The following is a 19250-nucleotide window of genomic DNA, read 5'->3' as shown; positions in this document are numbered from 1 at the left end:
AAAAAAGGCGGAAGATTTACTCCCGCCTTTTTTTATTATCGCTCTAGAGGTTTTGAATCGTCAGGAGCAGCAAATGGATTTTCTTTATTAATGTGATCATAGAACATAACACCATTTAAATGGTCAATCTCATGCTGAAATACGATTGCTGGTAAACCTTTTAAACGTAATTTTACTTCTTCACCACTAATAGATGTTGCTTTCACTGTAATTCTTGTGTAACGAGGGACATAACCAGGTACTTCACGGTCTACTGATAGACAGCCTTCCCCGCTTTGTAAAAATGTACGTTCAACAGAATGACTAATGATTTTTGGGTTGAATAATGCATGACTATATAACGTACCGTCCGTATCTGTTACGTGAACTGCAATCATTTTCTTTGAAATACCGATTTGCGGAGCAGCTAATCCGATTCCAGGGCGTAAACTATATTTTTCAGCCATTTCAGGATCTTGGCTATTGATTACAAATTCAATCATTTCTTTAAGGGCAGTTGTATCTTCTTCGCTCGCCGGCATTGATACCTCTTCTGCAACGTTTCGCAAAATAGGATCTCCTTCGCGAATGACATCTTTCATTGTAAGCATATGTAATCTCTCCTTTCTTCTTTAGTCTACCAAAGGAGATGAAAAAAGTCATCGACAAGTAGGGAAGCACTTTGGAAAGCGTTTTACTATAGAATATTTATGTATGTAATAAAAAAACAGACGGCAAAGCTGTCTGTTTTTTTCCATAGTTGTTTCATTTTACATTAGCGAATGCAAGCAGCACCAACGATAATTAAAAGAATAAACAACACAACGATTAAGGCGAAGCCGCGTCCAGACCCACCACAAGAATCGCCATAACCGTAGGAAGGATATGAACAAGTTGGATAGCAATATGAGTATCCGTACATGAGATGACCTCCTTTATCATTTCCCGCTAATATTGCGGTTACTATAATGTATGGAGGGAAGAGTAGAAATGTATGGGTAATTACCTATAAAAGGAAGAAGAGTTTGTATATTTTTGTTAAGAAGAGAGAAAAACTAAAAAGAATTAAATCGTTTACATATTATTCTAAGAGAAAAAACAAGTTAAAAAGGGAATAATATAACAGCAGGTTAATGCTTACTAATACAGATGTGAAAAATAAAAACACGTTTGTGTAGAAGAAACCTGCAGATTATTTATAAAAAAACGTATTCAAAGTAATTGACATCGTAATTAGAATAGTTGTAAACTAAAAAACGTGATCAAGATTGTATTAATATGTTTCTGAAAAAACATTAGTACAGATTGTTAGGTACACAAAATTATTCTCAACCGACAGATAAATTTGTTGGTTTACATTGTTGCGTTTTCAGTCTAGCTAATAGATAGTGAAAGCGTTTCAGAATATGGTTCAAGAGAGGAAGAGGTGAACGGAATGGGTACTAAAACAAAAAAGACCCTATTTAATGTTGATGAGCAAATGAAAGCTATCGCAGCTCAATTTGAAACATTACAAATTTTAAATGAAAAAGGCGAAGTTGTGAATGAAGCAGCTATGCCTGAATTATCAGATGATCAATTAAAAGAATTAATGCGCCGTATGGTGTATACTCGCGTACTAGATCAACGTTCTATTTCTTTAAACCGTCAAGGACGTTTAGGTTTCTACGCACCAACAGCTGGACAAGAGGCTTCTCAATTAGCAAGTCATTTCGCACTTGAAGCAGAAGATTTCATCTTACCAGGATATCGTGATGTGCCACAATTAGTATGGCACGGTTTACCATTATACCAAGCATTCTTATTCTCTCGTGGACATTTCATGGGTAACCAAATGCCTGAGAATGTAAATGCACTTGCTCCACAAATCATTATCGGTGCGCAAATCATCCAAACTGCTGGTGTTGCGTTAGGTATGAAACTACGTGGTAAAAAATCTGTTGCAATTACTTACACTGGTGACGGTGGTGCTTCACAAGGTGACTTCTACGAAGGTATGAACTTTGCAGGTGCTTTCAAAGCTCCAGCAATCTTCGTTGTACAAAACAACCGTTATGCAATCTCTACTCCAGTAGAAAAGCAATCTGCAGCTAAAACTGTAGCACAAAAAGCAGTAGCAGCAGGTATTTACGGAATTCAAGTAGACGGTATGGATCCATTAGCTGTATACGCAGCAACTGCTTTCGCTCGTGAGCGTGCAGTAAATGGCGAAGGCCCTACTTTAATCGAGACTTTAACATTCCGTTACGGTCCACATACAATGGCTGGTGATGACCCAACTCGTTACCGTACAAAAGATATCGAGAACGAATGGGAACAAAAAGATCCAATCGTACGCTTCCGTGCATTCTTAGAAAACAAAGGCCTATGGTCTCAAGAAGTTGAAGAGAAAGTAATCGAAGAAGCAAAAGAAGATATCAAACAAGCAATTGCTAAGGCTGACCAAGCTCCAAAACAAAAAGTTACTGATTTAATGGAAATCATGTACGAAAAAATGCCTTACAACTTAGCTGAACAATATGAAATTTACAAAGAAAAGGAGTCGAAGTAAGCCATGGCTCAAATGACAATGATTCAAGCAATCACTGATGCTTTACGCGTTGAAATGAAAAATGACCCTAACGTACTTGTGTTTGGTGAAGACGTTGGTGTAAACGGCGGTGTATTCCGTGCTACTGAAGGTTTACAAGCTGAATTCGGTGAAGATCGTGTAATGGATACTCCACTTGCAGAGTCTGGTATTGGTGGACTTGCAGTTGGACTTGCACTTGAAGGATTCCGTCCAGTTCCAGAAATCCAATTCTTCGGTTTCATTTATGAAGTAATGGATTCAGTTTCTGGTCAATTAGCTCGTATGCGTTACCGTTCTGGTGGACGTTGGACTGCTCCAGTAACAATTCGTTCTCCATTCGGTGGTGGCGTTCATACTCCTGAACTACATGCTGATAGCTTAGAAGGATTAGTGGCTCAACAACCTGGTCTAAAAGTTGTTATTCCATCTACTCCATACGATGCAAAAGGTCTTTTAATCTCTGCGATTCGTGACAACGATCCAGTTATCTACTTAGAGCATATGAAATTGTACCGTTCATTCCGTCAAGATGTACCAGAAGGCGAATACACAATTGATTTAGGCAAAGCTGATATCAAACGTGAAGGTACAGATGTATCTGTTATCGCTTACGGTGCTATGGTTCACGCTGCATTAAAAGCTGCTGAAGAACTTGAAAAAGAAGGTATCTCTTTAGAGGTTGTTGACTTACGTACAGTTCAACCATTAGATATCGAAACAATCATCGCTTCTGTTGAAAAAACAGGCCGCGTAGTTGTAGTTCAAGAAGCGCAAAAACAAGCTGGTATTGCAGCTAACGTTGTAGCGGAAATTAACGACCGTGCAATCTTAAACTTAGAAGCTCCAGTTGTACGTGTTGCAGCTGCTGATACAGTATTCCCATTCTCTCAAGCTGAGAGCGTATGGTTACCAAACCATAAAGATATTGTTGAAGCTGTTAACAAAGTAATGAACTTCTAATTTTTAGCTTTTCATGTGCAAAAGAAATCAGCACATGCTGGTTTCTTTTGTACATATTCCATAATAATGAAATGAATCAGGGGGCTGAATTCCGTGGCATTTGAATTTAAACTACCAGATATCGGTGAAGGTATCCACGAAGGTGAAATCGTAAAATGGTTTATTAAACCAGGCGATGAAGTAAACGAAGACGATGTACTTCTTGAAGTACAAAATGATAAAGCAGTAGTAGAAATCCCTTCTCCTGTTAAAGGTAAAGTACTTGAAGTACTTGTAGAAGAAGGAACAGTTGCAATTGTAGGAGATACATTAATTAAATTTGATGCTCCTGGATACGAAAATCTTAAATTTAAAGGTGACGATCATGACGAAGCTCCAAAAGCTGAAGAAGCAGCAGTAGAAGCTCCAGCAGCGGAAGCTACTCCAGCAGCAACTGCAGAAGTAGTAAATGAGCGCGTAATCGCTATGCCATCTGTTCGTAAATATGCTCGTGAAAACGGCGTAGACATTCATAAAGTAGCTGGTTCTGGTAAGAACGGCCGTATCGTTAAAGCTGACATCGATGCATTTGCAAATGGTGGACAAGCAGTAGCAGCAACTGAGGCTCCAGCAGCAGTAGAAGCTACTCCAGCAGCAGCGAAAGAAGAAGCAGCACCAAAAGCACAACCAATCCCAGCTGGTGAATATCCAGAAACTCGTGAGAAAATGAGTGGTATCCGTAAAGCGATTGCAAAAGCAATGGTTAACTCTAAGCACACAGCTCCTCACGTAACATTAATGGATGAAGTTGATGTAACTGAGCTTGTTGCTCACCGTAAGAAGTTCAAAGCTGTTGCAGCTGACAAAGGTATTAAATTAACTTACCTTCCATACGTTGTTAAAGCTTTAACATCTGCATTACGTGAATTCCCAATGTTGAATACTGCTTTAGACGATGCTTCTCAAGAAATCGTTCATAAACATTACTTCAACATCGGTATCGCAGCTGATACAGACAAAGGTCTATTAGTACCAGTTGTTAAAGATACAGATCGTAAATCAATCTTCACTATTTCTAACGAGATCAATGATCTTGCTGGTAAAGCACGTGAAGGTCGTTTAGCTCCGGCTGAAATGAAAGGTGCTTCTTGCACAATTACAAACATTGGTTCTGCAGGTGGACAATGGTTCACTCCAGTTATCAACCACCCAGAAGTAGCAATCCTTGGTATCGGCCGTATCGCTGAGAAGCCAGTTGTGAAAAACGGTGAAATCGTTGCAGCTCCAGTATTAGCATTATCTCTAAGCTTTGACCATCGTTTAATTGACGGTGCAACTGCTCAAAAAGCATTAAACCAAATTAAACGTCTATTGAATGACCCACAATTATTAGTAATGGAGGCGTAATAACAATGGTAGTAGGAGATTTCCCAATTGAATTAGATACAGTCGTTGTTGGTGCAGGTCCTGGTGGATACGTTGCGGCAATTCGTGCAGCACAATTAGGTCAAAAGGTAGCAATCATTGAAAAAGCTAACCTTGGTGGCGTATGCTTAAACGTTGGATGTATTCCTTCAAAAGCGTTAATCAATGCAGGTCATCGTTATGAGAATGCAATGCATTCTGATGACATGGGTATCACTGCAGAGAACGTAAAAGTTGACTTTACAAAAGTTCAAGAATGGAAAAACGGCGTAGTTAAGAAATTAACTGGCGGTGTTGAAGGCCTTCTTAAAGGTAACAAAGTTGAAATCATTCGCGGTGAAGCTTACTTCGTAGATGCTAACACATTACGCGTAATGACTGAAGATGCAGCTCAAACTTATACGTTTAAAAATGCTGTTCTTGCAACTGGTTCTACACCAATCGAAATTCCAGGATTCAAATACTCTAAACGTGTTATCAACTCTACAGGCGCTTTAAGCTTACCTGAAATTCCTAAAAAACTTGTTGTAATCGGCGGCGGTTACATCGGTATGGAATTAGGAACTGCATATGCTAACTTCGGTACAGAAGTTACTGTAGTAGAAGCTGGCGACGAAATCTTAGCTGGTTTCGAAAAAGCTATGAGCTCTGTTGTTAAACGTGCTCTTCAAAAGAAAGGTAACGTTAATATCCATACAAAAGCTATGGCTAAAGGCGTTGAAGAAACAGAAACTGGCGTAAAAGTTAGCTTTGAAGTTAAAGGTGAAATCCAAACTGTAGAAGCAGATTACGTATTAGTAACTGTAGGTCGTCGTCCAAACACTCAAGAAATCGGTCTTGAGCAAGTTGGAGTTAAAATGACTGACCGCGGCATCATCGAAATCGATGAGCAATGTCGTACAAACGTATCAAACATCTATGCAATCGGTGATATCGTTCCTGGACCACCATTAGCTCACAAAGCTTCTTACGAAGGTAAAGTAGCTGTTGAAGCAATTAGTGGCCATGCATCAGCAATCGATTACATCGGAATTCCAGCAGTATGCTTCACTGATCCAGAATTAGCATCTGTTGGTTACACTAAGAAACAAGCTGAAGAAGCAGGAATGACAGTAGCTGTATCTAAGTTCCCATTCGCTGCTAACGGTCGTGCATTATCATTAAACAGCACTGACGGTTTCCTACAACTTGTAACACGTAAAGAAGATGGTCTTCTTGTAGGTGCTCAAGTTGCTGGTGCAGGCGCTTCTGATATTATCTCTGAGATTGGTTTAGCTATCGAAGCAGGAATGACTGCAGAAGATATCGCTCAAACAATCCACGCTCACCCAACATTAGGTGAGATCACAATGGAAGCAGCTGAAGTTGCTCTTGGAATGCCAATTCACATTGTAAAATAATTATAAAAAAACGTCTTCTAAATTTAGAAGACGTTTTTTTTATGCGTTATATGCATAGAAAAACAAGAGGTGAATTTTGTTGATTCACCTCTTGTTTTTATTCTTTATTTTCAAATTGATACATTTCTTTATTTGTACTAGTGTCATTATAAAGGAATAACACGATATCAGCATTTAGTTTTTCGAGTTCTTGTTTTACATTTTTGCTTGCCGCAAATCGTGGATCAATAAATGTTGTTTGTTCAAACTCTTGTGCAAATAAAGGATAAGTTGCATCTGCATAAGAATCTTTAATAATGACAGCATGTAGTTTGTTTTTTGCATCTGGATTTAAGATATTTATCTGTGCATAGTCTGTTTGATAAACGGAACTATAGTCTGGTGAATGCTTATTTTTGTCCACTGCAAAGAATTCCTTCATCGGCATTTTCATCGATTCTTCTGATTTTGGACCGAGATATACAGTGTAATTATCCCACATATTTGGGTTTTGCTTTAATTGTACATATGGGATTGTTTCAGGTGTTTCTATTAAATTATACAGTTGTTTATTCCAACTACCGATAAATTGTCCATTCGGTTTTTCTATAGTTATTTTATAATCATCTCGATTAACAGCATTACCTTTAAATGTTTTAGATTCATTAGCAATGTGCTTCATTGTTTGCTCGTATGCATAAAATGCACCTTTCATATTCCAATGGTGATCAGTTTTAAAGTATAGCTCTTCTAATTGTTCATGAGTAAATTCTTTTTGAAAAGCAGGAAGAACATCAATAACAGGAAAATTTATTTTCTGTAACTCTTGTACAAAATAATCCCGATGCTTTTGATCGTACCCACGATCTACATATGGCGGGTATTTATACGAAAATGCCGTTAGTTTACTTGGAGCTAACAAGAAATAAAATTCTGTTTTTGGAAATTGAGTTTGTAAGTTTTCTAATTCGTTAACAGATTGTTTAATTTGATTACGCATATCTATTTTGGTAGGTGCAGATAAAATAAACCCGTCATCTGCAACATAATTGTTATTTACGAAAGTTCGATTGAATTTCATTTGTAACTTTGTGTATGTTTCAATAAATCTGTCTCGTGCTGCAATGTGATCTGTAAAGTGTAATTCAGTATCTTTGAAATATTTTCCGGATTTTATAGTATCAATAGTTAGGACTGGATTCAAAGCTAATTCTCTATTTTCAAAATCAGAAAAACTTTTTTTGTCCCAATATATTATTTTTCCGGTCCATATACACATTCCAAAAATAATCGTGAGAAATCCTGTAATTAATATACGATTAGTGAAATTTTTCATAGTTAGCCCTCCTTTAGAAGCGGAAGTAAATAAATGGATTGTAAGTTGCATTCGTTAAATACATCATAGTTATGATTAAGACACTCAAGTAATAAAGTGGAGATAAAATGACTACCTTTTTATTTGCTAATTGATTCTTGATCCAAGAGAAAATTGGAGCTGATGTAATAATAGCAAGTATAAAGATTCCCCAATAATTCATCACATAGAAATAACTCGTAATGTCAGTCAACGATCCATTTAATCCGAACATTGCTTGTAAAAATTTAGAACAGTAGCTAAAATTATCAGCGCGGAAGAACACCCAACCAATAATCACTAAAAACATAACGTATACGTGTTGAATCGGCCACCATAATTTTTGTAATAATTTTTCGAAACCAGCCTTTTCTAAAGCAATTAAACATCCGTAATAAATACCCCAAATCATAAATGTCCAACTAGCTCCATGCCAAAATCCGGTTAACGCCCATACAATGAAGAGATTACGATAGATTTTCCAAGTGGATACGCGATTCCCACCTAATGGAATATACACATAATCACGGAACCAAGAACCAAGTGAAATGTGCCAACGACGCCAAAATTCAGAGATAGATTTGGAAATATACGGGTAATTGAAATTTTCTAAGAAATCAAATCCGAACATTTTTCCTAATCCAATTGCCATATCACTGTAACCTGAAAAATCGAAATAAATTTGTAATGTGTAAGCGATCGCACCAATCCAAGCGGTAGATACGCTCATTGTTGCTGGATCCATCGCAAATATTTCATCGGCAATAGCTCCTAATTGATTCGCAATTAAAACCTTCTTTCCTAATCCAATGATAAAACGACGAATTCCTTCTGAAAACTTATCAGCAGTAACTGTTCTAACATGTAATTGATAAGCGATTGTATTATATCGAACAATTGGTCCTGCTACTAATTGTGGGAAAATAGTAAAGTATAGTGCGAGATCAAATAGATTTCGCTGAGCTTCTACTTTTTTCTTATAAATGTCAATAATATAACTCATTGCATGGAAAGTGAAAAATGAAATCCCGATTGGTAAGGGGATTTTTTCTAGTACAATGTTTGTATGGAAAATTCCATTTATATTATCTACTAAGAAATTAGCATATTTGAAATATCCGAGTATAGCAGTATTGACAACGATTGCTATAGTCAGAATAATTTTTCTGTTCGAACTAGACAGTCGGTCTTTATTAAGCCATATTCCGAACCAATAGTTGATGAAAATAGAAAAAAGCATTAGGAAGACATATATTGGTTCTCCCCAAGCATAAAATAATAAACTAAATAATAGAAGAACTATGTTTTGTAATTCTTTCCGTACTGAGTAGTACACGAAAAGAATTGCAGGTAAAAAAAGGCATAAAAAAAACAAATTGCTAAATACCATGTATCATTAATTCCTTTCTATCTTCTCTTTTTAAGGAGTATACCATGCGATAAATGAATAATCTATCTTATAGGAGATAGAAGAGAATTTATTGTTAAAAATGAGGGATATTCGTATTTGAATAGTTGGAGAATTTATAAAAGAAAAAATCCAACGATGAATTAGGTGGATTTTGGAAAAGTCTACTTTCAAAATGTTAAGAGGGAAGAGCTGAAGCATATAATAGGAAGAAGAAGGAGGTAACGCTATGAAAATTACGCTAGCTTCATTTTTTCATCTAGTTTTATGGAGTGGATTTTCAGCAGTGTTATTACTGTCAAGTCGTGATAAACTTCATTATAAAATTTTTCTTTTTCTTATATTTTTGTACTTAGCGTATGTAATAGCGTATGTCATACTAAGTGCAAGGAGAAAAGCGATGCTTCTTACTTGCACAAATAGTATGATCTTTCTAATCATTTATTTTTGTTTTTAAATTAACGTTTATAGAAATACATTGTTCTTCCATTAAATAATTGTAATTCTCCTTCTAATTTCTTCGCCAGAAAACGGCAAAATTCATTTGCTTTTCCTTTATCACCGAATGTTGCATTAGGTGGTAAAGAAATCTGAATAAAAGATTGTTCCTTTTCTATACCAACACCAACATAAATGGAGTCATATCGATCGTGAGTAGATTGTAGTTTTAATGTTGTTGCTGATGTATCTAAAATTTCGTAAGGGAAAGCGGTATTCGTATAAGTATAATTAATTTGAACACCAGTTTTGGAAGTAACTGTTTTATAGTACTGAAAAAGTTGTTTTATATCATCTGTTGAAACAGCTTGTTGATTGGATTTAGGTACAAGCGTAATAAAGGCATGTTGCATATAAGTTCCTCCTAACTTAGTAGAATACTATTATTTTACATCCTACTGAATTTTTCGACAATTAAAAGGAGTATTCCTTTTTTTGTTTAATATACTTAATGAAAGGTGATGTAGAAAGGTGGAAAACGATGTTTGAAAAATTGTATGATGAGCATGAAAGTGTGAAGGTACGATTTTTGGGGTTTATGACACATGATACTCGTTATGATTTTGGTGTTATTTATACAAATATGTTTTTTGGAAAGCCGCTCATTGTTTGCATGCAAACAGGAAGGTCTACTTTACTTGGAAGAGATGATGTAGAGAATGTGCAACATATACAGGAAGTTTTTAAATTAGGATCAGAAGAGGAAGCAGCAGAGCTAGCTCAGTTTTTTAAATTTTTAGTCCCACCTACTTCTTTGCATGCGGAGTATGAAGAATAATTAATGTAAAACAGTCGTACGTATAAATATGGCTGTTTTTTTGTTTTAATATCGCATACTAATTTAAATTAAAAATATTTAATGTGTTATACTAAAAACCTATTGACGTAAAAAGTATAACATATTAAAATAAAGACAGAAAGTTAAGCGGTTACAAAAGTTTTTGGGATTATAAACTTAGGGGGAAATGAAAAATGGGAACGATCGTATGTCAAGATTGTGAAGGTACAATTGCACACTTCGAGGATGAAAAAGTAACGGTACTTTACGGGAAATGTGGATCTTGCGGATGTGATCACACAGAGCATACAAAAGCCCAATGATTGATAGGAAATGGACAGCTAAAAGTTTTTAGGACCATAAACTTAGGGGGAAATGAAAAATGGGAACAATCGTATGCCAAGTATGTGAAGGAACAATCGGACATTTTGAAGATGAAAAAACGACAGTACTTTACGGAAAATGTGGTACAAATTGTGACTGTGCTAATAGAGACAAGGCGAAAGCTTAATTATAAATAAGTAGATTAGTATTAAAACTCAGGGGGAAATGAAAAATGGGAACAATCGTATGCCAAGTATGTGAAGGAACAATCGGACATTTTGAAGATGAAAAATCAACAGTACTATACGGAAAATGTGGATCTCATTGCGAATGTGACCATAAAGAACATACAAAAGCTTAAATAAGAAAAAGCGCCTACATATACATATGTAGGCGCTTTTTTAATAAATTGTAGTTGTATGGCCAACTGTTGCAACGATTGCATCATCTCTAATCGGAATAAATCCTATCGATGTCTGTGGAGTGCTAGGAGAGGCGTAGTGGCTCATCAGACGGCTATCAATACGGGTAATCGTATCGGTCAAGAAAGCTGAAATAAAAGCGTAAGGGACTCGTCGTTCATTTAATGAGTATATAATTTCCTCTTTTGTTTTTACGCCTACGCCATGTCCGTAAAAAAAGAAATTTCCTAGATAGATTGTATTTTCTCCTTGCCACTCGATCGTAGCTGGATTCACTTGTGGATTTTTAAAATAAACGAGATCACCCGGAACAAGATCGCCACCCGTTTTTGTTATGAGCTTTAAATCTTGATCGTAGTCCCATGTATAAAGTAAAAGGTTTGCAAAGAGACGGTTGAAAGTTTCTTCCTCATATAATGTTAGTAAAGCTTTGTAAAAAATAATGATCATTGCGGTGGCGCATTCAGTTCCATATAGTTTTCCGTTTTTGAAAATATCTTGAATGGCAATGGAAGGGGGTATGTTTGGTAGGAGCTCAAATCCTCCAAGTGACGTTCTTTTCCAATACTGGGGGTTGCAAAAGGATTGTTGAAATGTGCGAAACTGAAATCCACTTTGAAAAAGTTCTAATGCAGAAGTAATAATGTTCACTCGCAAATTTAGATCAAAGCTGAGTTCATCAGATGTTCGGAAGGAATAAATTTCTTGATTTCCTGCCATTATCGATAAAATTTGTTGTTTCTCAGCTGCAAATGGCTCATATTCATTTGTGATATAAGGATGTACAATAGAACGGCCTATTACAATCATAATCGTATCCCCACCTATACGTTACATTACTTAATATCGTATGAGAAAAGGGAAAAAGGGTGAAAGAAAAGCCTATCAACTGATAGGCTTGTACTCTTTAATTACACGTAATGTCTGTAATGTCATATCTTCAGGACCTTGTACAGGTAAACCCGCTTCTAAGTTTTTACGAATATACTCTAAGTTATCTTGTGTAATAATTTCCCCCGGAGTAAAGATTGGAATCCCTGGCGGATAAACCATAACGAAATCAGCTATAATACGACCTGCTGCATTTTCAAACGGGATGACTTCTGTTTCCGAATAAAAAGCATCTCGAGGAGAAAGTGCTAGCACTGGTATTTCTGGAATTTCTACTTGTATTTGAACACCTTTATCGGCTTTATTTCTAAATGTCGCTGCTAAATCTTGTAATGCTGCAATAAGTGTATTTGTTTCACTTTCTGTATCCCCAAAAGTGACAAGACATAGTATATTGTATAAATCTGAGAGTTCTACTTCAATGTTATATTGCTCTCTAAGCCATACTTCAGCCTGATGGCCTGTAATACCTAAATCTTTTACAGATACAATTATCTTTGTAGGATCATAGTTAAAAGTAGCATCTGTACCTAGCATTTCTTTCCCAGGACAGTAAAGATCCTCAATAGCGTTAATAGCATCACGAACTTGTTCCGCTAATTGTATTGTTTGTTCTATGAGTGCCGTTCCTTCTGTAGCAAGACGTTTTCTAGCAACATCTAGGGACGCTAACAAGATGTAAGAAGTTGATGTAGTCGTAAGCATGCTAATGATAGATTGAACATGTTTTACATTCACAAGGCCTTCCTTCACATTAAGAATAGAACTTTGCGTTAAAGATCCACCTAGTTTGTGAACGCTTGTTGCTGCCATATCTGCACCGGCTTGCATCGCTGACATCGGCAATTCATCGTGAAAATGAATATGAACACCATGAGCCTCATCAACTAATACAGGGATATCATAAGAATGTGCTAATTGTACAATCTGTTCTAAGTCCGCAGCAAAGCCAAAGTATGTTGGGTTAATAACAAGTAAGCCTTTCGCATCTGAATGCTCTTCAAGTGCCCTTTTGACAGATTGAATTGTGATTCCGTGTGAAATACCAAGTTTTGGATCGATTTCAGGATGCATGAAAATCGGTTTTGCACCTGAGAAAATAATAGCTGACATTACTGATTTATGCACGTTTCGTGGCACTAGGATTTTGTCACCAGGACCGCAAACGCTCATCACCATTGTCATTATTGCACCACTTGTACCTTGAATAGAAAAGAAAGTATGATCTGCACCAAATGCAGCGGCTGCTAAATCTTGTGCTTCTTTAATCATACCTTTTGGATGATGTAAATCATCGAGCGGCGCAATATTAATTAAATCAATTGCTAATGCATTATGCCCAATAAATTCGCGAAATGTAGGATCCATGCCTTGTCCTTTTTTGTGACCAGGAATATGGAATTGAATTGGATTTCGCTTACTGTGCTCAACTAAAGCGGTAAACAATGGTGTTTCGTATTGGGACAATCTATACACCCCTTCTTTTTCATAATATTTATTAGAGTTTGTTTTATATAATCTGTTCTAAAAAAGTTAAGTGCTTTTTTAGAATGAGACTTGTTTTTCTGCCAATCACAAAAGCGTTTTTGAGATGGTAGGTTCACTTTATTTTCTATAAAACAAAAGGATTATATCACCAATAATTATAGATGTATAGAAAAAAATGTTTTTACAGTGAATATGTTAAATAGTTATTTCCAATTGCCTTATAGAGGAAGACAATTCCATCACAATGAATAAATAGTGTATAATGCAAAGTGGCTATAGTGAAGAAGAAAAAATCCCTTTAAGATAGCATATTGAAATAAGAAGAAATGATAAATGAGGTGCAAAATGGAATATCAATATCCGTTAGATTATGATTGGTCAAATGAGGAAATGGTTGCAATTGTGAAGTTTTATGAAGCAATTGAGAAAGCATACGAAAAAGGAATTATAAGAGAAGAATTAATGGCATTATATCGTCGTTTTAAAGAGATTGTTCCATCCAAAGCAGAAGAGAAGAAAATTGATAAAGAGTTTCAAGAAGTAAGTGGATATTCTATATACCGTGCGATTCAAAGGGCGAAAGAAACTGAAGAACAAAAGCTTGTGAAATTGTAAAAAATATTTTGAAAAATGAAAACTGAAGTGATATAATGTGATAACAACTAAAAACGGACAATATAAATTGTCCGTTTTCTACTATCGATTACAAAGTGCATATAAAGGAAGGAGTGATTGCATCGTAGATTCAATCTTAGCAAGGAATTGTTCGTTGGTCATTGCTGAAAACTCCTCTGGTGATATATGAATACCAACTAATAATTCTGCTTTTTTCACAGTAGCTAGACGTTCAATCATCTTTTGTAAGTCTGCTGTTTCAAGTGTTTTATGTAATTTTACACTTGGTTTAGTATGGTCAATGGACCAAACGAAGTCATTTGGAATATTTGTTTTTAAATCATTTAAATGTTCTAAGAAGGCGTGAGCCGTCTCCACTTTTTGTGGACACTCATAGATTAAACCAAAGTATATGAAGGCATGAGTACCCCATAATCCAATTTGGAAATGTGGTAGCATTTTATATCCGCGTTTATTTGTTGAAAAAGCAACCCAAGTATCGTTTGGTGGATTGACTTTGCGACGTGCATGTTTTGCTACATGATAAAAAAAGTTCTCATCAGTTTGTTTGGATAAATACGTTGCAAACTGTTCCCCTAAAGCTTCCAGTTTAGGATGAATGTTCGTTTTAATTGCACTCATTCGTTCTTCGAGACCATCAACTGTAAAGACCTCAAAATCAGTTGACTTGAATGTTTGTAGTGTCATGATTGTTCCTCCAACTCCTATTTTGCTTTTATTTTAGCATAGCTTGTACTATTCATAAAAAAAACAGCACAAAAAAATTTAAATAAAAAAATATAATTTTGTTGCATAGATGATTTATCCAACATAGTATAGTATAAAACAAAAAATCAGAAAATTAAATCAATTCTAGTCCGAGGGCAGACGAATATTGGGAGGAGGCAAATAATATGAGACAGGTGATTAATGCGTTAAAGAGAACAGATGCTGAAAAGAGAATACCGGTGCTACGTTTGGAGCTAGATTATGAATTAGCAACTTTATATGATGCGATGATGGAAAATGATAAACTGAAAAAAGAAGAGTGTGTACAAAAGTTAGAAGTGTTAAGACTTGAAATGATTCGTTTAGAAGCGTAATAATAGTATATGTATAAAAAATTAGTTGGTGCGAACCTTATAAAGGGTTCGTTTTTTCTGTGAACAGTATAGATCGGAGTGTTTAAACATGCAAGAAGTATGGAAAGACATCGATGCACACGCCAAGCAGTGGATTCGAGATGCAGGAGAATTTTTAATGGCATCAATGGAAAACGCACTTATTATAGAAACGAAATCCAATGCAGCTGATTTAGTAACAAATATGGACCGAGAAATAGAACAGTTTTTAATTGGGAAAATTAAAGAGACATTCCCGAACCATAATATTTTAGGAGAAGAAGGTTATGGAGATGAGGTAACTTCTTCGGATGGGGTTGTTTGGTTAATTGATCCAATTGATGGCACGATGAACTTTGTTCATCAAAAAAGAAATTTCGCAATTTCAATTGGAATTTATGAGAATGGTATCGGAAAGGTTGGACTCATTTATGATCCAGTTCATGATGAATTATACCATGCGGTAAAGGGAGCTGGAGCATTTTGTAATGAAGTACCAATACCTTTATTGGAAAAAGGAGCTGTAGAGCAAGGTATTGTAGCTTTAAATGCGATATGGCTTACCGACAATCCATTGCTTAATAAGGAAAGTATGATGGCACTGGTTAAGAAAGCAAGAGGCACGAGATCATATGGCTGTGCAGCGTTAGAGATGGTATACGTTGCGACAGGAAGAATAGATGCATATGTAACGCCGAGATTATCACCATGGGATTTTGGTGGGGGACAGATAATTGTAGAGGAAGTTGGAGGCAAGGTGACAACATTTTCTGGATCCCCGCTTTCTATGGTAGAGAAGAGCAGCGTATTAGTTGCAAAACCAGGGGTGTATGAAGAGGTGTTACGATTTATAGCGGAGTAACAAAAAAAGTAAGAGGCTGTATAAGCGCTTCTTACTTTTTGACGTTATTGCGATTTACGCATTTTTCTTTTTGTTACAAAACCGTATCCAACTGTAACAAATGTGCCGATAATGCAAATAATAATACCGATGGGACTATTTTCTGCAACCATAATGCCGATACCGATTAAGAAAATAACACCGATAATTGCAGTTAATAAAAAGCGATATTGAATGTGTTCCATTTCTTCACCCTCCAATTTTATTTTACTTTCACAAAAGTAAGAATACAACTATATTTTCATTCTTGATTTTATTTTGATTGCCATTGTATCCCCTTCGCTCTTATAATAGAGAAGGATTAAAAAGACATTAGGAGTTGGACATGTTGAAAAAACGACAAGATTTACGAAATATAGCAATTATTGCCCACGTTGACCATGGTAAAACAACACTTGTTGACCAGTTATTACGTCAAGCGGGGACGTTCCGTGCGAATGAACATATTGAAGAACGCGCAATGGACTCAAACGATCTAGAAAGAGAACGTGGTATTACAATTTTAGCGAAGAATACTGCGATTCACTATGAAGATAAAAGAATTAACATTTTAGATACACCTGGTCACGCTGACTTCGGTGGAGAAGTAGAACGTATCATGAAAATGGTTGATGGTGTTCTACTTGTTGTTGATGCATATGAAGGTTGTATGCCACAAACACGATTTGTTTTAAAGAAAGCTCTTGAGCAAAACTTAACTCCAATCGTTGTTGTAAACAAAATTGACCGTGACTTCGCTCGCCCTGATGAAGTAGTTGATGAAGTAGTTGACTTATTCATCGAACTTGGTGCAAATGAAGATCAATTAGAGTTCCCAGTTGTATTTGCATCAGCAATGAACGGAACAGCAAGCTTAGATTCAAATCCAGCAAATCAAGAAGAGAATATGAAATCATTGTTTGACACAATTATTGAACATATTCCAGCACCAGTTGATAACAGCGAAGAGCCACTTCAATTCCAAGTAGCACTTCTTGATTACAATGACTATGTTGGTCGTATCGGGGTTGGACGCGTATTCCGTGGTACAATGAAAGTAGGACAACAAGTTGCATTAATGAAAGTTGACGGAACTGTAAAACAATTCCGTGTAACGAAATTATTTGGTTACATTGGATTAAAACGTCAAGAAATTGAAGAAGCAAAAGCTGGAGATTTAGTAGCGGTTTCAGGTATGGAAGACATTAACGTAGGTGAAACAGTATGTCCGGTTGAGCATGAAGAGGCTTTACCATTATTACGTATTGATGAGCCAACACTACAAATGACATTCCTTGTAAATAACAGCCCATTTGCAGGTCGTGAAGGTAAATTCATTACATCTCGTAAAATTGAAGAGCGTCTTCGTTCACAATTAGAAACAGATGTAAGTTTACGTGTAGATAATACAGATTCTCCTGATGCGTGGATCGTATCTGGACGTGGAGAATTACATTTATCTATCCTAATTGAAAACATGCGTCGTGAAGGTTATGAACTACAAGTATCTAAGCCTGAAGTAATTATTAAAGAAGTTGATGGCGTAAGATGTGAGCCTGTAGAGCGCGTGCAAATCGATGTACCTGAAGAATACACTGGTTCTATTATGGAATCTATGGGTGCACGTAAAGGTGAAATGTTAGATATGGTGAATAACGGAAACGGTCAAGTTCGCCTTACTTTCATGGTTCCAGCACGTGGTTTAATTGGTTACACAACAGAATTCTTAACATTAACTCGTGGTTACGGTATTTTAAACCATACATTCGATTGCTACCAACCAGTACACGCTGGACAAGTTGGTGGACGTCGCCAAGGTGTTCTAGTTTCACTTGAAACAGGAAAAGCATCACAATATGGTATTATGCAAGTTGAAGACCGTGGTGTAATCTTCGTTGAACCAGGTACAGAAGTATATGCTGGTATGATTGTCGGAGAACACACTCGTGAGAACGACTTAACAGTTAACGTTGTGAAAATGAAACAACAAACTAACATTCGTTCTGCGACGAAAGATCAAACTTCAACAATGAAAAAACCACGCTTAATGACTTTAGAAGAGTCATTAGAGTACTTAAACGATGACGAGTTCTGTGAAGTAACTCCAGAATCAATTCGTTTACGTAAAAAGATTCTTGATAAGAGCGAACGTGAAAGAGCTGCTAAGAAAAAGAAATCTGTAGAAGCGTAAAATAATAGAACAGCTACCTTTGAGGGGTAGCTGTTTTTTTATTATATTTATTTTTGGAATATTTACTCTTTTTTGTGGACAGTATTTTTTTTGCAGGTTACTCTTGTATTAAGTACATAAATAAAATTTGTTTTTTGTGAGAAAGGGGGATGAATGATGTTAGAAAGAATGTCGTTTTTTGCGAAATTATGTAAAGTTGATGAAAATCCAGAACTAGGGATGTGGTTACTGTATGGCATCATTATTATATTAAGTGCACTTGTGTATAATTTAGGTTTTGCAAGAAAACTATCAATAATAAAAAATATAGTGATATATATATCGTTAGCGATTGGGTGTACAGTTTTAACTTTCTTTGCAGTTTTTTTACCTGTTGGAGAGGGCCTTGTTGTAGCGGCAATTGTACTTGGGATTTATAGGTTGCGTTTACGTCAAGCAAGACAACAAAAAGCTGGGTGAGGGGGCGAATTTTTATGCGTTCAGTACAAGATGCATTATATAATTGGTTAACGATTAAAACAGTTGCCGAAGCACGTCCAGATGATCGTGCTGCAAAAGAAACGTATTTGTTATTTCAAAATATGATATATGAAGAACATAAATTAAAAAATGTGGAAGTTCAAAAGAACGAAGAAATGTATTTGATTACATATGAAATGAATGGAGAAAAAAAATCTGCCAGGTTTCCATTAGAAGCTATTGATTGCTTTTTGGATCAAATGAATCGTGAACCTGAAAAATATAAATAAGTCCTTATCTATATGATTAAGGACTTATTTACATTTTACCAATCGTCTTCGACTTTTTTATCACGATATAATCGGAAATTACCACTTGCATGACGTTCCACCGTACGTTCTGCAATTCGTTCCGAACATTCCATGCACATATATGTATGAATAGGGCGGTTACGCAGTTTTTTTGCCATAGGATTTTCATCATCTAACATATCTTTTTTATCACAAATCATACATTTGACTCTCATT

At 36.0% G+C, this 19250-nt stretch carries 24 protein-coding genes and 1 pseudogene; 15 read left to right on the top strand and 10 right to left on the bottom strand.

The window, feature by feature from the left end:
* Positions 1-35 precede the first annotated feature (35 nt).
* Together def and KZZ19_RS31195 are read right to left on the bottom strand one after the other, a co-directional pair.
* On the bottom strand, positions 36-590 hold the full coding sequence (def, locus tag KZZ19_RS19365) for a peptide deformylase (protein WP_237979392.1): 555 nt from the start codon (positions 588-590) through the stop codon (positions 36-38).
* A 164-nt stretch (positions 591-754) separates the two neighbouring features.
* Positions 755-835, bottom strand: a pseudogene (locus KZZ19_RS31195) (YjcZ family sporulation protein); the annotation flags it as partial.
* Between the two features lie 579 nt (positions 836-1414).
* On the opposite strand from KZZ19_RS31195, the gene pdhA reads away from it, so the two are divergent.
* The 4 genes from pdhA (at position 1415) to lpdA (ending at position 6315) form a co-directional block, all read left to right on the top strand.
* The gene (gene pdhA / locus KZZ19_RS19355; RefSeq protein ID WP_000536893.1) at positions 1415-2530 is read left to right on the top strand and encodes a pyruvate dehydrogenase E1 component subunit alpha; all 1116 of its coding nucleotides are present in this window, start codon (positions 1415-1417) and stop codon (positions 2528-2530) included.
* A gap of 3 nt (positions 2531-2533) precedes the next feature.
* Entirely contained in the window at positions 2534-3511 is a 978-nt protein-coding gene (pdhB, locus tag KZZ19_RS19350) for a pyruvate dehydrogenase complex E1 component subunit beta (protein WP_088097569.1), read from the top strand.
* 93 nt (positions 3512-3604) lie between these two features.
* A complete protein-coding gene (gene pdhC, locus KZZ19_RS19345) occupies positions 3605-4897 on the top strand; it encodes a pyruvate dehydrogenase complex dihydrolipoyllysine-residue acetyltransferase (protein ID WP_063260465.1) in 1293 nt (430 codons plus the stop codon).
* Positions 4898-4902: 5 nt separating this feature from the next.
* Complete coding sequence (gene lpdA / locus KZZ19_RS19340) at positions 4903-6315, top strand: dihydrolipoyl dehydrogenase (RefSeq protein ID WP_000260106.1); 1413 nt, start codon at positions 4903-4905, stop codon at positions 6313-6315.
* A gap of 97 nt (positions 6316-6412) precedes the next feature.
* On the opposite strand, the gene KZZ19_RS19335 is transcribed toward lpdA, so the two are convergent.
* Both KZZ19_RS19335 and KZZ19_RS19330 read right to left on the bottom strand, forming a co-directional pair.
* A complete protein-coding gene (locus KZZ19_RS19335; protein ID WP_237979391.1) occupies positions 6413-7630 on the bottom strand; it encodes a DHHW family protein in 1218 nt (405 codons plus the stop codon).
* A 13-nt stretch (positions 7631-7643) separates the two neighbouring features.
* The gene (locus KZZ19_RS19330; protein ID WP_237979390.1) at positions 7644-9038 is read right to left on the bottom strand and encodes an MBOAT family O-acyltransferase; all 1395 of its coding nucleotides are present in this window, start codon (positions 9036-9038) and stop codon (positions 7644-7646) included.
* A gap of 247 nt (positions 9039-9285) precedes the next feature.
* Between KZZ19_RS19330 and KZZ19_RS19325 the strand changes: the two genes are divergently transcribed.
* Positions 9286-9513: a hypothetical protein gene (locus KZZ19_RS19325; protein ID WP_000705129.1), complete on the top strand. Its 228-nt coding sequence runs from the start codon at positions 9286-9288 to the stop codon at positions 9511-9513.
* Between the two features lies 1 nt (position 9514).
* On the opposite strand, the gene KZZ19_RS19320 is transcribed toward KZZ19_RS19325, so the two are convergent.
* Complete coding sequence (locus KZZ19_RS19320) at positions 9515-9907, bottom strand: DUF1885 family protein (protein WP_237979389.1); 393 nt, start codon at positions 9905-9907, stop codon at positions 9515-9517.
* A gap of 128 nt (positions 9908-10035) precedes the next feature.
* Between KZZ19_RS19320 and KZZ19_RS19315 the strand changes: the two genes are divergently transcribed.
* The 4 genes from KZZ19_RS19315 (at position 10036) to KZZ19_RS19300 (ending at position 11017) form a co-directional block, all read left to right on the top strand.
* Entirely contained in the window at positions 10036-10332 is a 297-nt protein-coding gene (locus tag KZZ19_RS19315) for a DUF3055 domain-containing protein (RefSeq protein WP_237979388.1), read from the top strand.
* Between the two features lie 194 nt (positions 10333-10526).
* The gene (locus tag KZZ19_RS19310; RefSeq protein ID WP_000536778.1) at positions 10527-10655 is read left to right on the top strand and encodes a GapA-binding peptide SR1P; all 129 of its coding nucleotides are present in this window, start codon (positions 10527-10529) and stop codon (positions 10653-10655) included.
* Positions 10656-10714: 59 nt separating this feature from the next.
* On the top strand, positions 10715-10843 hold the full coding sequence (locus tag KZZ19_RS19305; RefSeq protein ID WP_000536801.1) for a GapA-binding peptide SR1P: 129 nt from the start codon (positions 10715-10717) through the stop codon (positions 10841-10843).
* A 45-nt stretch (positions 10844-10888) separates the two neighbouring features.
* Positions 10889-11017, top strand: coding sequence for a GapA-binding peptide SR1P (locus KZZ19_RS19300; protein ID WP_000536796.1), 129 nt, complete (start codon positions 10889-10891; stop codon positions 11015-11017).
* A gap of 40 nt (positions 11018-11057) precedes the next feature.
* On the opposite strand, the gene KZZ19_RS19295 is transcribed toward KZZ19_RS19300, so the two are convergent.
* Both KZZ19_RS19295 and speA read right to left on the bottom strand, forming a co-directional pair.
* Positions 11058-11888, bottom strand: a complete 831-nt coding sequence (locus tag KZZ19_RS19295) for a protein-glutamine gamma-glutamyltransferase (protein WP_088097566.1) — start codon at positions 11886-11888, stop codon at positions 11058-11060.
* Positions 11889-11963: 75 nt separating this feature from the next.
* Positions 11964-13436, bottom strand: a complete 1473-nt coding sequence (gene speA / locus KZZ19_RS19290) for an arginine decarboxylase (RefSeq protein ID WP_140392535.1) — start codon at positions 13434-13436, stop codon at positions 11964-11966.
* 366 nt (positions 13437-13802) lie between these two features.
* Between speA and KZZ19_RS19285 the strand changes: the two genes are divergently transcribed.
* Positions 13803-14072 carry a UPF0223 family protein gene (locus KZZ19_RS19285; RefSeq protein WP_237979387.1) on the top strand — a complete coding sequence of 90 codons (270 nt, stop codon included), beginning with the start codon at positions 13803-13805 and terminating at the stop codon, positions 14070-14072.
* An 81-nt stretch (positions 14073-14153) separates the two neighbouring features.
* On the opposite strand, the gene KZZ19_RS19280 is transcribed toward KZZ19_RS19285, so the two are convergent.
* Positions 14154-14780 carry a YktB family protein gene (locus KZZ19_RS19280; protein ID WP_088097563.1) on the bottom strand — a complete coding sequence of 209 codons (627 nt, stop codon included), beginning with the start codon at positions 14778-14780 and terminating at the stop codon, positions 14154-14156.
* 206 nt (positions 14781-14986) lie between these two features.
* On the opposite strand from KZZ19_RS19280, the gene KZZ19_RS19275 reads away from it, so the two are divergent.
* Positions 14987-15175 carry a hypothetical protein gene (locus KZZ19_RS19275; RefSeq protein ID WP_001250166.1) on the top strand — a complete coding sequence of 63 codons (189 nt, stop codon included), beginning with the start codon at positions 14987-14989 and terminating at the stop codon, positions 15173-15175.
* Positions 15176-15263: 88 nt separating this feature from the next.
* Positions 15264-16055: an inositol monophosphatase family protein gene (locus tag KZZ19_RS19270; RefSeq protein ID WP_237979386.1), complete on the top strand. Its 792-nt coding sequence runs from the start codon at positions 15264-15266 to the stop codon at positions 16053-16055.
* 44 nt (positions 16056-16099) lie between these two features.
* Here the strand turns inward: KZZ19_RS19270 and KZZ19_RS19265 are convergent, their stop codons facing one another.
* Positions 16100-16279, bottom strand: coding sequence for a DUF5325 family protein (locus tag KZZ19_RS19265; protein WP_000400129.1), 180 nt, complete (start codon positions 16277-16279; stop codon positions 16100-16102).
* 140 nt (positions 16280-16419) lie between these two features.
* Here KZZ19_RS19265 and typA point away from each other — a divergent pair, with 140 nt between their 5' ends.
* From typA to KZZ19_RS19250, 3 genes are all read left to right on the top strand, one after another.
* Positions 16420-18264 carry a translational GTPase TypA gene (gene typA / locus KZZ19_RS19260; protein ID WP_000914755.1) on the top strand — a complete coding sequence of 615 codons (1845 nt, stop codon included), beginning with the start codon at positions 16420-16422 and terminating at the stop codon, positions 18262-18264.
* A 156-nt stretch (positions 18265-18420) separates the two neighbouring features.
* Complete coding sequence (locus KZZ19_RS19255) at positions 18421-18723, top strand: YlaH-like family protein (protein ID WP_000893656.1); 303 nt, start codon at positions 18421-18423, stop codon at positions 18721-18723.
* Positions 18724-18737: 14 nt separating this feature from the next.
* Positions 18738-19013 (top strand): hypothetical protein, encoded by a 276-nt coding sequence (locus KZZ19_RS19250; protein ID WP_088097560.1) that lies wholly within the window; start codon positions 18738-18740, stop codon positions 19011-19013.
* Positions 19014-19048: 35 nt separating this feature from the next.
* On the opposite strand, the gene KZZ19_RS19245 is transcribed toward KZZ19_RS19250, so the two are convergent.
* Positions 19049-19249, bottom strand: a complete 201-nt coding sequence (locus KZZ19_RS19245; RefSeq protein ID WP_088097559.1) for a YlaI family protein — start codon at positions 19247-19249, stop codon at positions 19049-19051.
* Position 19250 lies beyond the last annotated feature (1 nt).

The organism is Bacillus thuringiensis, from assembly GCF_022095615.2.
In the GTDB taxonomy this organism is placed as follows: domain Bacteria; phylum Bacillota; class Bacilli; order Bacillales; family Bacillaceae_G; genus Bacillus_A; species Bacillus_A cereus_AG.
Note: the sequence above shows the minus strand (reverse complement) of the source record. Positions and strands in the feature narration are given on the sequence as shown.